Annotated in this window: 11 protein-coding genes; 4 read left to right on the top strand and 7 right to left on the bottom strand. The window is 65.8% G+C overall.

Annotation, left to right across the window (positions count from 1 at the left end; genetic code table 11):
* Position 1: 1 nt before the first annotated feature.
* A complete protein-coding gene (locus CP556_RS23305; RefSeq protein WP_098727989.1) occupies positions 2 to 1039 on the top strand; it encodes an alcohol dehydrogenase catalytic domain-containing protein in 1038 nt (345 codons plus the stop codon).
* A 57-nt stretch (positions 1040 to 1096) separates the two neighbouring features.
* Here CP556_RS23305 and CP556_RS23300 read toward each other — a convergent pair whose 3' ends face one another.
* The gene (locus tag CP556_RS23300) at positions 1097 to 2464 is read right to left on the bottom strand and encodes a uracil-xanthine permease family protein (RefSeq protein ID WP_098727988.1); all 1368 of its coding nucleotides are present in this window, start codon (positions 2462 to 2464) and stop codon (positions 1097 to 1099) included.
* Between the two features lie 180 nt (positions 2465 to 2644).
* On the opposite strand from CP556_RS23300, the gene CP556_RS23295 reads away from it, so the two are divergent.
* A complete protein-coding gene (locus CP556_RS23295) occupies positions 2645 to 3796 on the top strand; it encodes an MFS transporter (protein WP_098727987.1) in 1152 nt (383 codons plus the stop codon).
* A 147-nt stretch (positions 3797 to 3943) separates the two neighbouring features.
* Here CP556_RS23295 and CP556_RS23290 read toward each other — a convergent pair whose 3' ends face one another.
* From CP556_RS23290 to CP556_RS23275, 4 genes are all read right to left on the bottom strand, one after another.
* Entirely contained in the window at positions 3944 to 5833 is a 1890-nt protein-coding gene (locus CP556_RS23290; RefSeq protein ID WP_098728261.1) for a CocE/NonD family hydrolase, read from the bottom strand.
* Between the two features lie 159 nt (positions 5834 to 5992).
* A complete protein-coding gene (locus CP556_RS23285; RefSeq protein WP_098727986.1) occupies positions 5993 to 7843 on the bottom strand; it encodes an aldehyde ferredoxin oxidoreductase family protein in 1851 nt (616 codons plus the stop codon).
* Between the two features lie 4 nt (positions 7844 to 7847).
* Positions 7848 to 9176 carry an aminotransferase family protein gene (locus CP556_RS23280; protein ID WP_098727985.1) on the bottom strand — a complete coding sequence of 443 codons (1329 nt, stop codon included), beginning with the start codon at positions 9174 to 9176 and terminating at the stop codon, positions 7848 to 7850.
* A 232-nt stretch (positions 9177 to 9408) separates the two neighbouring features.
* Complete coding sequence (locus CP556_RS23275; RefSeq protein WP_098727984.1) at positions 9409 to 9819, bottom strand: hypothetical protein; 411 nt, start codon at positions 9817 to 9819, stop codon at positions 9409 to 9411.
* Between the two features lie 9 nt (positions 9820 to 9828).
* Here CP556_RS23275 and CP556_RS23270 point away from each other — a divergent pair, with 9 nt between their 5' ends.
* The gene (locus tag CP556_RS23270; RefSeq protein WP_098727983.1) at positions 9829 to 10014 is read left to right on the top strand and encodes a hypothetical protein; all 186 of its coding nucleotides are present in this window, start codon (positions 9829 to 9831) and stop codon (positions 10012 to 10014) included.
* Between the two features lies 1 nt (position 10015).
* Here the strand turns inward: CP556_RS23270 and CP556_RS23265 are convergent, their stop codons facing one another.
* Entirely contained in the window at positions 10016 to 10390 is a 375-nt protein-coding gene (locus tag CP556_RS23265; RefSeq protein ID WP_098727982.1) for a VOC family protein, read from the bottom strand.
* Between the two features lie 163 nt (positions 10391 to 10553).
* Between CP556_RS23265 and CP556_RS23260 the strand changes: the two genes are divergently transcribed.
* Positions 10554 to 11789 (top strand): Zn-dependent hydrolase, encoded by a 1236-nt coding sequence (locus CP556_RS23260; RefSeq protein ID WP_098727981.1) that lies wholly within the window; start codon positions 10554 to 10556, stop codon positions 11787 to 11789.
* Positions 11790 to 11864: 75 nt separating this feature from the next.
* On the opposite strand, the gene CP556_RS23255 is transcribed toward CP556_RS23260, so the two are convergent.
* Positions 11865 to 13247, bottom strand: a complete 1383-nt coding sequence (locus CP556_RS23255; protein WP_098727980.1) for a dihydroorotase — start codon at positions 13245 to 13247, stop codon at positions 11865 to 11867.
* Positions 13248 to 13250: the final 3 nt, after the last annotated feature.

Genomic DNA, 13250 nt, shown 5'->3' with positions numbered 1-13250 from the left:
TATGAAGGCATGTGTCCTCGACGAGTGGGGCGGATCGCTAACGGTCGACACGGTTCCCGATCCGGAGCCCGAACCGGACGAAGTGTGTATCGACGTCCGCGCCTGCGGCGTCACGCGGACGATCGAGAACTCGATTCAGGGGGGCCTCGAGGACGATCCGGCACTCACGCCGCGGGTGCCGGGTCACGAGTTCGCGGGCATCGTCGACGACGTCGGCGACGACGTGTCGGGAATCGTACCGGGCGATCGCGTGCTGGCGTACTTCTATCTCACCTGTGGCGACTGCGACGCGTGTCGGCGCGGCGCGACGAACCAGTGTGCGAATTTCGGCGGCTGGTACGGGGCCACTCGAGACGGCGCGTACGCCGAGCGAGCAGTTATCCCCGCCTCGAACGCGCTCCCGCTTCCGGACGGGGCGAGCTTCGTCGACGGCGCGATCGCCGCAGACGGGCTCGCGACGCCGCTACACATCTGTCGCCGGGCCGAGGTCGACGACGCCGATACGGTGCTCGTCGTCGGCGCGGCCGGTCGCGTCGGAATCCACCTCTCGCAGCTGGCCGCGCTCAGGGGCGCTCGCGTGCTGGCGGCCGACGTCGCGGACGACCGGCTCGCGCACGTCGATTCGGTCACCGGCCCGGCGGTAGAGCCGATCGACGTCCGCGGCGACGACGTCGCGGCGCGGCTCCGCGAGGCGACCCCCGGCGGCGACGGACCGACGGTCGTCGTCGACACGGTCGGGAACACGGACACGCTCGCGGACGCCTGGGACGCGCTCGCGATGGGCGGGCAACTGATCTCGCTGACGACCCACCACGACCGATCGTTCGCACCGCCGCTAACGGAGTTCGTCGTGAAGGAAGCCGCCATCAGCGGGTCGCGGTACGCGACGAAAGACGAGGTCGTCCGGGCCGCGCGATTGCTGGCCGACGGCCGGATCGACCCCGTCGTTACCGAACGGGTCGGCCTCGAGGACGTCCCCGCCGTTCACGAACGGATTCGGACGGGCGAGAGTCACGGGATGATCGTCCTCGAGCCGTAGCGGCGGGTAGAAGCGGGGTGAAGCGCGGAGTCCCCACGATGAAGGACCGTCGCCGATTCAAGCGTCAGCGCCGGCGTCGGCCGACGTGAGGCCGCCGTCGCCGGGGATAATCGCGTTCAACACGAGCGCGGTGACGCCGCCGACGAGCAGCCCAGAGCCGAGCAGCACCTGGAGATCGTCGGGGAACTGTGCGAGCGCGTCCGACTGCACCTCGACGCCAAGGCCGAGAACGATCGAGGAGGCGATGATCGTCAGGTTTCGCTGCGTCAGTTCCACGTTCTGGGCGACGAGTCTGAGTCCGATCGAGAAGATCATCCCGAAGAGGACGATCGCCGCACCGCCGAGGACGGGTTCGGGCATCGCCGAGACGATCGCGGCGACTTTCGGAATCAGGCCGAGCACGACGAGGAAGCCCCCACAGATCGCGACGACGAACTTGCTCGCGACGCCGGTGAACCCGATCAGGCCGACGTTCTGGGAGAACGACGTGTTCGGGAAGGCGTTGAAGACGCCCGCGATCATGCTCATCACGCCATCGGCCAGCAGGCCGCCCCGCATTTCCTCCGAAGTCGCACGTCGGTCAACCGTTCCGGTCGTTCCCTCCACGTCGCCGATCGTCTCCATGGAGGTGACGACGTACGCGAACGCGGCGATGACGATCGCGCTCGGGTGGAACTCGACGCCGAACTCGAGGGGCATCGGGACGGCCACCCACCCGGCATCGGCGACGCCGGAGAGATCGAGCAGTCCGAGCGGCGCGGCCATCAGGTAGCCGACGACGACTGCGATGAGCACGCTCGCGACCGAGAGGAAGTTATCGAAGTACTGGTTGAACAGGACCGCGATCAGGAACACGACTCCGGCCACGCCGAGGTTCGCGAGATCGCCGTAGGTTTCAGCGCCCGGCCCACCGGCGGAGTACTGGATCGCCGTCGGAACGAGCGTCAGCCCGACGAGCATGACGACCACGCCCGTCACGAGCGGGGGAAACAGCGACCGGAGGTCGTCGTAGAAGTAGCCGATGACGATCTCAACCGGGGCAGCAACGATGACGGCACCGAAGATCGCGGCGATCCCGAACGAGTTCCCGATGTCGATCAGGGGCGTGACGAAGATCGCGCTCGTTCCCATGACGATGGGGAGACGGGAGCCGACCGGTCCGACCGAATACACCTGTACGATCGTGGCGACCCCGGCGACGAGCAACGCCATCTGCACGATGAAGGTGGTCTCGCTCTGCCCGAGCCCGATCGCTCCGGCGATGACGAGCGGGAGCGCGACCGTCGAGAGAAACATCGCGAGCAAGTGCTGGATCCCGAGCGGAATGGCTTCCGAAAGGGGCGGTTCGTCGTCGATTCCGTATCGAACGATACCGTCGTCAGTACTCGATTCTAAAGACTGATCGTCCACGTTTGCGTCCGTCATTGCACGGATACCACCACAAATACGGGAAATATATATCTTTGGGAGATTTTCCAGCGCGATGCAGTTCGATTCGGCTGGAAATGGCACCCAACTGACGGTTGCCGCGACGAAGCCGTCGCCGCTGCCGTGATACAACGCTTTTTGTGGATCCGATGGTTAGCCGGCCACGTGTTACGGCAAATGTCGTTCAGTGACGAGTCGCAGACCGTCCCCTGGACAGCCATCGGCGGGATCGGTCTGGGGCTGTTCGGTCTCGGACTCGCCGTCGGCGGCTACGGCGCGTACGTCTCCGCGCTCATCGCCCGCGGCGTCTCGCCCGATGCGGCCGGATTCGGCATGTCGCTCTTTCTCCTCGGACAGCTTCTCGTCGTCGTTCCGGCAGATCGACTGACGCGGACGGTGCCCGTCGAACGCGTCGCGGCGCTCGGGTTCGCCGTCGCCGGCGTCGGAATCGCCCTCGGCGGCGCGATGAGCCTCGAGGCCACGTACGTCTCGCGGCTCCTCCTGGGGCTCGGTCAGGGGACGGCGTTCGTCGGCGGAATGAAGTACGTCGGACTGCGGACGACCGGCGCGGACACCGCGACCGCCCAGGGGATGCTCGGCGCGCTGTTCACGCTCGGGCTGGCCTGTGGACTGGCAGTCGGTCCCGTCGCCGTCTCCGCGCTCGGACCGACGCTCCCCGCCGTCGTCGCGGCTATCGTGGCCCTCTCGGGAGGCGCGTTGGCGAGTCGATTGCCGGCCGTCAGCGCGAACGCGAAGACGCCTCTTCGAGCGTATCTCGACCCGTTCACGTCCGCGAGCGGCCTCGCACTCGGGCTCGGGAACATGGCGACGTTCGGATTTCTCATGGTGGCCTCGACCTGGTACGCGGAACTCCTTTCAGGGGTCGCGCTCCCCGCGATCGCCGTGCTCGTCGGATTCGCCCTGGCGACGGTGCTCGGTCGGGGGCTCGGCGGCTGGCTCTCTCGAGGCTACGGGGAGCGAGCGACCGTCGCGGGTACGCTACTGGGACTGGCGCTCGTCCTCGTCGGGTTAGCGGCAGCGATCGCGACCGGCTCCGAAGCAGGGATCGGAATCGGACTCGTATTGACCGGGTTCGGCTTCGGGATCCCGTTCGGGCCGCTGTTCAGTCTCGCGTTCTCCGAACTGGCTGACGACCCCGGCGTGACGCTGTCGGGAATGTTGCTCGTGGGTAACGGCGGCGCGCTGGCGTACCCGTGGCTCGTGGGCCGGCTGTTGACCGCGACGGAGAGCTATGCCGCGGGATTCGGGGCGATGGGACTGACCGTCGCGGCGGTCTGGCTTCTCTGGATAGCGACGATCGGTCGGTGAACCGAAGTCGATGCTTCGAGATGAGATTCTCCGCCGACGAGGAGTCCCCGATGACGAGAAGAGAGCGAATGCGGCTCGAGTGAGCGCGTGGTCCCACGTCCGCCGGCGGTCACGTCGATCGGCGGAACGACCGCGACCGCGAACGCGTTACCGCGGCTGAACCGGCAGTTCGATATGCGTCGCGTACTCGGCGTCGTGGTGGACCGTGTTGGTGGCGGTCTGGGACTCGCGGTCGCCGTACAGCGGCCCGCCGGTGTTGTGGTTCACGTCGAAGCGCGGGTAGTTCGACGAGGAGATGTCCAGTCGGATGCGATGACCTTCCTTGAAGACGTTCGCCGTCGGGTACGGCTCCATCTCGAACTCGTAGACTTCGCCGGGCTCGAGCAGGTCGGGCTCGTCCCGGTAGCCCCGGTAGCGCCCGCGGCAGATGGAGTCGGCGAGGTTCACCGCGAAGCCGTTCGGGAACTCCTCGCTGGGCGGGTACTCGTCGATGAGTTTCGCCGTGAAGTCGGTGTCCGGCGCGTCGGTCGAGCCGAAGACGCTCACGCTGATCGGGCCCGTGATCTCGAGGTCCTCCTCGAGGGGCTCCGTCCGGTAGACGAGGACGTCGTTGCGCTCCTCGAGGGGGCCGTACGGCGAGTCGGCGCCGAGGGTATCGGGGCGGGTGCGCTGGTCGAAGCCGCCGCGGCCGGTGATGTCGTGCAGGTTTCGATTGGCGAGCGGGTACTCGATGAGGTTCTCCTCTCGCGGTTCGTAGGTGATGTACGACGAGCAGTTGCCCCCGAGGGTCGGGACGGGATCGCTCGGATCGAACTCGTAGCTCGTCGCGGCGTTTTGAACGGTCGGTTCGTCCGTCGACAGCCGCCCGTCCTCGTGGATGTAATAGGTCGTGAACTCGGTGTCCGGCAGGGGCCACTCCTCGCCGGAGCGCCACTCGCCGCTGTGGCGGAGCCGGCCGTCGCGCGTCTGTGAGCCGTCGCCGGTCCCCATCTGGAAGTACTGGACCGTCGGCTGGTCGCCCCAGGTGTCCTCGCCCTTGAGGTAGTGATCGAAAAAGCGCAGCCGCGTCTCCTGGTAGTCGCGCAGGGCCCGCTCGCCGAACTCGAGTTCGCCGGAGTAGGACTTGTTCCACGAGGGCAGGGGATAGGTGTTCCAGCCGTGGGTCCACGGCCCCATCAGGAGGTAGTGGTCGCTGTCCTTGCGCTCGGCGAGCGCCTCGAAGTTGTCGCAGGTCGCCTTCGTGTAGGAGTCGTACCACGCGCCCGAATAGACGGTCGGAACGTCCGCCGACTCGTCGTAGTACGCCTCGAAGTTGAGCCCGGGTTCCTGCCAGAGTTCGTCGCTCGCGGCCCCCTGCGTCATGATGTCGAACGCCCACTCCTCGTAGTCGGGGATGTGTCGCAGCGGCGACTGCCCCGGCTGGATCGGCCCGTTCTCGAGTACGTCCCGCACGTCGACGTTCGCGAGTCGGTGCTGGACGTCCGAGTCCTCCAGCGCCCGCTTGGCGAACCCGCCGCCGAGGGTGTACGCCCAGCAGAGCCACCGGAGCTCGAAGGCACCGTTGTGACGGAAGGTCGCCTTCCGTCCGTTGGCGGCTCCCTGGTTGATGAACATGGCCTCGAGGTGGGGCGGATCCTGCGTGGCGAGCGCGTTTTGCACCCACGCACCGTAGGAGGTCCCTATCGTCCCGACCTGCTCGTCACAGTAGGGCTGGTCGGCGAGCCATTCGACGGTGTCGTAGCCGTCCTCGGGTTCGTTGACGAAGATGTAGTACTCGCCGCCGCTGTTGAATCGACCCCGACAGTCCTGAATCGCGACGACGTAGCCGCGCTCGGCGAACCACTCGCCGTGTCGTTCCATGCGTCCTCGCTTGCCGTAGGGAGTCCGATCGAGAAGCGCGGGCTTGGGATCGTCGATCGGTTCTCCCGTGTCGGGGTCAGCCGGGCGGTAGATGTCGGTCGCCAGTTCGACACCGTCACGCATCTCGACCATCACATCTAGTTCAGCAGTGACTGCGTACTCCGGATCAGATGCCATCACGTCTACCGATACGGTCGAACTGTAATAGTTCATTCCCTCCGATCTCGAGCCGTGACGCTATTCGATCGACTCGGAGGCTACGTCGGCAGGATCCGGGATCGACCGTCCGATCGGTGAGCGGTCGACGAAAAGGGGACGGTGCACTCGTCCGTCCGCTCAGTTCGCGAACGGGGTGAGCTCGAGTCGCTCGAGCGTCTCGTCGGTCGGAACGCCGTCGTCGTCCCAGCCGCGGAACGCGTAGTACTCGTCCAGCATCGCCTCGAGTTCCGACGGCGGACAGAACATTCCGGCCGACGGTCCGTCTGGGATCGCCTCGTGCATGACGCGGTAGGGGAGCGTGTCGTCCGCACGGCTGGCGATTCCGCGCTGGACGTTGACGAGTCGCTCCAGGTTGTAGATGCGCTCGCCGATCCGTTCGAGTTCGGCCGGGTCGAGGTCCCAGCCGGTCGCGGCGTTCACCGCATCGCTGTAGCGCTCGTTCAGTCGTTCGCCCCACCCGCCCTCGCTGACGAACCGACACTGGGTCAGCGAGTCGCCGACGGCGGTGAAGTGCTGCGAGCGAGCGGCGAACTCGGCGGTCCCGTCCGTCGTTTCGTCGTGTTCTCCCTGATACTGGAGCGTCGGACGCGTGTCGTGGTGTGACCCGCCTCGAGTCGCGGTCGCGTATCCGATCGACATCCCCTTGAGACCCCGCGGCGAGTGGGCTGCGAACTCCAGCCCCTTCGCCCCGTGCAGGTACCGTTCCGCCGCGTCGTCCAGCGAGTCGGCGAATCGGAACGAACCCGCCGCGAGCCGATCCCCGATTCCGTCGCGTCGCGCGGTCTCCTCGGCGAGTTCCACGAGACCGTCGGCGTCGCCGAACTCGAGGTGCGGTGAGGCGTCCGCGGACAGCAGCCCCTCCTCGTAGCACTCCCGCGCGAACGCGACGGTCACGCCCCAGCTGATGGTGTCCATCCCCAGCCGGTCACAGAGGTCGTTCGCTTTCATCACGCGCTTGATGTCGTACACCTCCTGCATCGTCGCGGTCCCGAACAGGCTCTCGAACTCCGGAATCTTCGCCTCGGTGATCCCCTCCGACTGGACCGCGACGTGTTTCCCGCAGGCGACCGCGCAGTTGGCGCACGTGGTGTCCTCGGTGACGAACTCTTCGTGGAGCCGTTCGCCGCTGATCGCCTCCGCGTTCTCCCGGGACGTCCGCTCGGTTTGGTTGTTGCGCTGGCCGAGCTTTCCCGTCTCGTTGACCGGGTTGACGAGGCCGCTGGTCCCGTAGTCCTGCAGCATCTCGGTCCCCTCCATCAGCGGTTTCATCCGCTGGGTGGCGAGCGTCCGGAGCTGATCGGGTGCAGCGAGTTCGGGCTCGAAGTCGCCCTCCCGGACGGCGACGGCTTTCACGTTCTTCGAGCCGAGAACCGCCCCGCTGCCGCCCCGACCGGCGACGCCTTCGCGCCGTTTCGACTCGTGCAACAGGCAGGCGTAGCGCACTCGGTTCTCACCGGCCGGGCCGGCGGCGATGACGTGCGTGTCGTAGCCGACGTCCTCGCGTTCGCGTACCCGCTCGCAGGTCTCGTACGTGTCCAGGCCGGCCATATCGGCGGCGGGTTCGACGGTCGCGCCGTCCGCCGTAATGGTGACGTACGAGAGGTCGTCGGCCGCGCCGTGTAACGCGATCGCGTCGAATCCCGTCGTCTTCTGGGCCCGCGGGAACGTCCCGCCGAACGTGCTGTCGAAGAACCCGTCGGTCATCGGGCTGACGAACCCGACGACGCCGCGGCTCGTGCTCTGGAACGGCGTGGCGTTCATCGGTCCGACCGCGAAGACGACGACGTTCTCCGAATCGAACGCGTCGGCAGACGCGGGGACGTGTTCGGCGACGAGCTTGACGGCGAGGCCGTTCCCGCCGAGGAACAGGCGCGCGTCCTCGGGCGCGAGTTCCTCGCGCTCGCTCTCACCGCTCTCGAGGTCGACGTGGAGGATTTCACCGCCGTACGCCGGCGGGAGGTCGCTCATCCGTTCAACCCTCCATCTGGGCGTCCGAGTACTCGAGCGCGGCGTCTAACGCTTCGATACCTCGGTCGAGGTCCGCTTCCGTCAGTACCAGCGGCGGCGCGATGATGAGCGTGTTGATCATGTTCGCGACGTAGACGCCGTGATCGCGGGCGCGGGCCGCCACTTCGTCCACGACCGTCGTCCCCGTCGAGATCTTGTCCGATCGCTCCCCGAACGGGACGCGCTCGTCGGCCGACCGGGTGAGTTCGAGACCGCGGAAGAGCCCGACGCCGCGCGCCTCGCCGACGCTCGGATGATCCGCGGCGAGTTCCGCGAGTCGCTCGCCGAGGACGTCGCCGACCTCGCTCGCGCGCTCGATGAGGTTCTCCTCCTCGTAGGTCTCGACGGCGGCGAGTCCGGCCGCACAGGCGACGGGATGACCCGCGTAGGTGTGGCCGTGACAGAACATCTCGTCCTCGAAGTAGTCGGCGATTTCCGGCGTGACGATCGTCGCGCCGAGGGGCGCGTACGCGCCGGTGAGGCCCTTCGCCATCGTCATGATGTCGGGAGTGACGTCGAAGACGTCGCTGCCGAACCACTCGCCGGTGCGGCCGAATCCGGACATCACTTCGTCACAGATGAGTAACGCGCCGTGATCGTGGGCGATTCGCTTCAGTTCGGGGAGGTACTCGTCCGGCGGAACGAGAATGCCGTTCGAGCCGACGATCGGCTCGACGAGCACCGCCGCGACCGTATCGCCCTCGAGTTCGAGCATTTCGTCGATGTACTCGAGGCTCTCCATCGGCTCGAGCGTCGAGCCGTACGCGTACGGGTCGGGCGCTTTGATCGCGCCGGGAACGCTGGGTTCGGCCGGCAGCCGCCGCGGATCGCCGGTGACGCTGATCGAACCGGCGGTCGCGCCGTGGTAGGAGCGGTACCGCGAGATGATCTTCTGCTTGCCCGTGTAGAAGCGCGCGATTTTGATCGCGGCCTCCACTGCCTCGGTGCCGCTGGTCGAGAAGAACGTTTTGGTGAGGTCTCCCGGTGTGACGTCGGCCAGTTTCTCGCCGAGTCGGGCGCGTGCCTCCGTCGTGAAGCCGGGCGCGAAGTACGCACCCTCTCGGGCCTGCTCGGCGATCGCATCCGCGACGCCGTCCGCGGAATGGCCGAGATTGGAACACATGAGCTGTCCGGAGAAGTCGATGTACTCCTCGCCGTCGGCCGTCGTAAATCGCGCTCCGTCACCGCCGACGACCTGCGTCGGGCTGACTTCGCTCTGGAACGACCACGTGCCGAAGACGTGTCGCTTGTCGGTCTGTTCGATGTCGTTGAGGGATGATAGCTCGTCTCCCATGAGACTACGTACGAAACAAAAGTTGAAAACTGTTGGCATAATATCGCCCTAAATTGATCTGTATCCAATATACTCGATATCTATCGAACAGTTATATAGTGGCGTCGAGCCGACGAATCGAGCGGGGACGACGAGCGATGATCACTGGAAACGGACACCGGGACGAGTCCGGATTCGCCGACGGAAACGCGACGACAGACGAGTCCGAATCGAATCTGTCCCGCGATGGGGGTCACTCCGACAGATGTGGACGGAGCGCCTCGTAGGCGGCGTCCGGACGCTCGGGAAACACTGTGAGTGGCTTCGTACGACCGGTGACTTTGAACGAGAGTTTGCCGCGCTTCCGGTACGTCAGGAAGAGGCTCACGACGCCGATGACGGCGAACGCGACGCCGCCGAGCACGTGTTCCGTCGTCGAGTACCCGCCGAACACGATGAGTCCGACGCTGAGCACGGCGAGAAACCAATCGAAGGCGTTGTACTCGACCTCTACGACATCCTCGAAGGTGATACGTATCGGTTCTCCATCGCCGCGAGCGACGTAGATGTGGTCCGCTGTGAGCGCGAACGCGTCGCCGCGACGAAGTGCGAACGTCTCCGCGGCAGCGGCGTCGATGTCGTCGAGCGTGTTGTCAGTGGTCACGAGTACAGCATGAGCGGTCACTGTCGTTACTGTTATGGTCGGGTCGAGGATCGCACTCCCAATCGGACCCTCGAGCGGGCGGACCGGATCGTGAGGGCGCACGCGGATACCGACTCCCTGCGGGGCAAGGAGGTGGAGATACTGTGTGACGGCGAGGTAGAGACGCTGTGTGACAGCGAGGAGGAATCCGCGTGACTTAGACCGGCTGAACGAACTCGACGACGTAGCCGTCCGGATCGTAGACGAACGCTGCTCGCCTGTTCGCCGCGTCGAACGTCGTCGGTTCGAGGTGGACATCGCACCCGCTCTCCTCGAGGACCCGCTCGAAGGTCGCGTCGACGTCCTCGACCGAGAACGCGAGGTGGTCGATACCCGACGGGTCGACGGCCCCGTCGGCGGTCGGGTCGAACTTGAACTGGAGAGAAGCGCCGTCGTCGGTTCCGACGTAATAGTTGACGACGCCGTCATCTCCCGTGAACTCTCGCTGGTACTCCAGCCCGAGCACCCCTTCGTAGAAATCGGTCGTCGCCTCGAGGTCGCTCACCGTGACGGCAGTATGTGTGGCGTGCATACACCACGAACGAGCCGCCGTCTACATATAGCTTGGTTCCACCGCTACGAAACCGACGTATTGTATCGATGTGTCCGATTATCGTGAAGAATCGGGAGTAGTATTCGAGTATTTTACCGCAATTGGGACAAGAGCTAATACGCGTCGTGATAGTCGTGAACGTATGTCGATAGGGATTGACAGGGAGCGGTTCGTCGAGACGATGAAAGAACAGGCGGCGATCGGCGGTACAGAAGACGGCGGCCTCCACCGGCTCGCGCTGTCCGACGAGGACAGGGAGATCCGGGACTGGTTCCGCGATCAGCTCGAGGAACTCGGGCTCGACGTCAGAATCGACGAATTCGGAAATATGTTCGGGCGTCGCGAGGGCACGGATCCCGACGCCGCGCCGGTGCTGATCGGGTCGCACCTCGACTCCCAGCCGTACGGGGGGATCTACGACGGGGCGCTCGGCGTGATCGCTCCCCTCGAATTGCTTCGCACGCTCGAGGAGGAGGGAATCGAGACCGAACACCCGATAGAGATCGTCAACTGGACGAACGAGGAGGGGTCGCGCTTTCAGCCGGCGATGCAGGGCAGCGGCGTCTGGGTCGGAGCCCACGACATCGAGACGGAGTACGAGCGGACCGACGAGAACGGCGATCTGCTGGTCGACGAACTCGAACGGATCGGGTACCGTGGCGACGTCCCGGCCGAACCCCAGGAGGAGTACGAGGCGTACCTCGAACTCCATATCGAGCAAGGGCCGTACCTCGAACTGGAGGGCAAGGAGGTCGGCGTCGTCACGGGCGTCGTCGGATTCTACTGGGGTGCGATCACGTACTACGGCGAGGCGGACCACTCGGGTCCGACCCCGATGCACTTCCGCAATGACGCGCTCGTCGGGGCCGCCGACGTAATCACGCAGGTCCGACGCATCCCGAGCACGCTGGGCGATCGAACCGTCGGAACGGTCGGCTACGTCGACGCGCAGCCAAACTCCATCAACATCATCCCCGAGGAGGTGACGTTCACGTTCGGGTTCCGGGACCCGTCCGACGATATCGTCGAGGAGGCGAAACATCGGGTGCTCGCCGAAGCGGAGGCAGCAGCGGAGCGAGAGGGGCTCGAGTGGGAGTGGGAGAAACGCCACCAGTCGGACAGCGTGCGCTTCGCCGACACGTGCGTCGACGCCGTGCAGGCGTCGGCCGACGAGCTCGGCTACGACAGCATGCGCATCTTCAGCGGCGCCGGCCACGACGCCGTCCACCTCACCGACGTCTGCGATACCAGCATGGTGTTCGCGGTCAGCGAGGACGGCAAGAGCCACAGCGAAGCGGAGTACACGAGCTGGGACGACTGCTACTCGTCGGCGAACACGATCGCCAACGCGGCGTTCCGACTCGCAAACGGCGAGTAGTCGACAAAAATAGCCAGGTACGCGGGCGGATACCGGACGGCCGCTGGCCGATACCGGCTTGGGTCCCGGCGGATATCAGAACTCCCAGTCGGGGAGGTCCCGTTCGACGAACTGGCCGTGCCCGGGCTCCCCGACGATTTCGCCGTCGTCGGCCACGAGTTCGCCCCGGACGAAGGTCTTCTCGACGCGACCGGTCACCTCTCGACCCTCGTAGATGGAGAAATCGGCGACGCTCGCGTTGTCCGCGGCGTCGATGGTGTCGGACGCGTCGGGATCGAACACGAGGACGTCGGCGTCAGTCCCCGGTTCGAGCGTTCCCTTCGAGGAGAGCCCGAACACTCGAGCAGGGTTCGTACACATCGCGCGAACGAGGAACGGGTACGAGTAGCCGCGCTCGTTGACCGCTTCATCGTGGAACACCGGCAGGCTCGTCTGGAGGGCGTTCGCGCCGAACTTGCTGTCCCACCAGTTCTCGACCTGTTTGCTCTCTTCCGTGTACCCGCAGTGATCCGTCGAGACGACGTCGAGCGTCCCGCGCTCGAGGTGCTCGAACATCGCCTCGTTGTCGTCGGGCTTCCGAATCGGCGGGGCGATCATCGGAAGGTGCCCCAGTTCCGCGAAGATGGAATCGTCCAGCGTCGTGTAGTGGGTACACGTCTCCGCCCGAACCATCTCCTCGCCGAACTCCTCCCGGAACTGCGCGAGCACCTCGGCGGACTTCCGACAGGACGTGTGGATCCCGTAGTACCGACAGCCAGCCTCCATCGCCATCCGGACGGCGTCCTCGGCGGCCATCGCTTCCGCGTAATCCGGCCGCGACTGTGGATACCACTCGGGGTCTCCCTTCCCTTCCGCCTGGAAGCGCTCGGCCAGATAATCACAGAGGGCGGCGTCTTCGGAGTGCAAGACGGCGACCGCGTCGTGGTCGGCCAGTTCACCGAACGTCCGGTCCATGAACCCGTTCGTCAACCCGAACTCGTAGGCGGTGAACAGTTTGAACGTGGGGACGCCGGCCTCGACGACGGCCTCGAACTCCTCGAAGACCGCCTCGTCTTCTCGAGTGATCGCCGCGTGGAGTCCGTAGTCGACGACCGGGTTCTCCGCTTTGTCGCGTTTGCGCTCGATTCCCTCCAGGAGCGTCCCCTCCTCGTCCCACAGGCTCGTCTCGCCGACCCAGGCCTGCCAGGCGAAGTCGATGAACGTGGTCGTTCCGCCGAGGGCCGCCGCCTTCGAGGCGCTCTCGTAGGTGTCGAACGAGAACATGTCGTCGATGTGGACGTGGGGATCGACCACGCCGGGCAGCACCAGTCTGTCAGTGGCGTCGACGACCGTCTCGGCATCGCTCATCTCGTCGCCGTCCCCGACGGCAACGATGCGTTCGCCGGTGATTCCGACATCGGCCTCGAACGTGTCCGCGGCCGTGACGACAGTCCCCCCTCGTATGAGTATGTCTACCATGTG

The organism is Natrinema sp. CBA1119 (assembly GCF_002572525.1).
Taxonomy (GTDB): domain Archaea; phylum Halobacteriota; class Halobacteria; order Halobacteriales; family Natrialbaceae; genus Natrinema.
This window is presented reverse-complemented; position numbering and strand designations above follow the sequence as displayed.

Bases quoted from the DNA above. Each gene is read 5' to 3' on its own strand.
- CP556_RS23290 (WP_098728261.1), bottom strand. From the start codon at position 5,833: ATGGCATCTGATCCGGAGTACGCAGTCACTGCTGAACTAGATGTGATG.
- CP556_RS23295 (WP_098727987.1), top strand. From the start codon at position 2,645: ATGTCGTTCAGTGACGAGTCGCAGACCGTCCCCTGGACAGCCATCGGC.
- CP556_RS23270 (WP_098727983.1), top strand. From the start codon at position 9,829: ATGAGCGGTCACTGTCGTTACTGTTATGGTCGGGTCGAGGATCGCACT.
- CP556_RS23255 (WP_098727980.1), bottom strand. From the start codon at position 13,247: ATGGTAGACATACTCATACGAGGGGGGACTGTCGTCACGGCCGCGGAC.
- CP556_RS23265 (WP_098727982.1), bottom strand. From the start codon at position 10,390: ATGCACGCCACACATACTGCCGTCACGGTGAGCGACCTCGAGGCGACG.
- CP556_RS23285 (WP_098727986.1), bottom strand. From the start codon at position 7,843: ATGAGCGACCTCCCGCCGGCGTACGGCGGTGAAATCCTCCACGTCGAC.
- CP556_RS23260 (WP_098727981.1), top strand. From the start codon at position 10,554: ATGTCGATAGGGATTGACAGGGAGCGGTTCGTCGAGACGATGAAAGAA.
- CP556_RS23300 (WP_098727988.1), bottom strand. From the start codon at position 2,464: ATGACGGACGCAAACGTGGACGATCAGTCTTTAGAATCGAGTACTGAC.
- CP556_RS23305 (WP_098727989.1), top strand. From the start codon at position 2: ATGAAGGCATGTGTCCTCGACGAGTGGGGCGGATCGCTAACGGTCGAC.
- CP556_RS23280 (WP_098727985.1), bottom strand. From the start codon at position 9,176: ATGGGAGACGAGCTATCATCCCTCAACGACATCGAACAGACCGACAAG.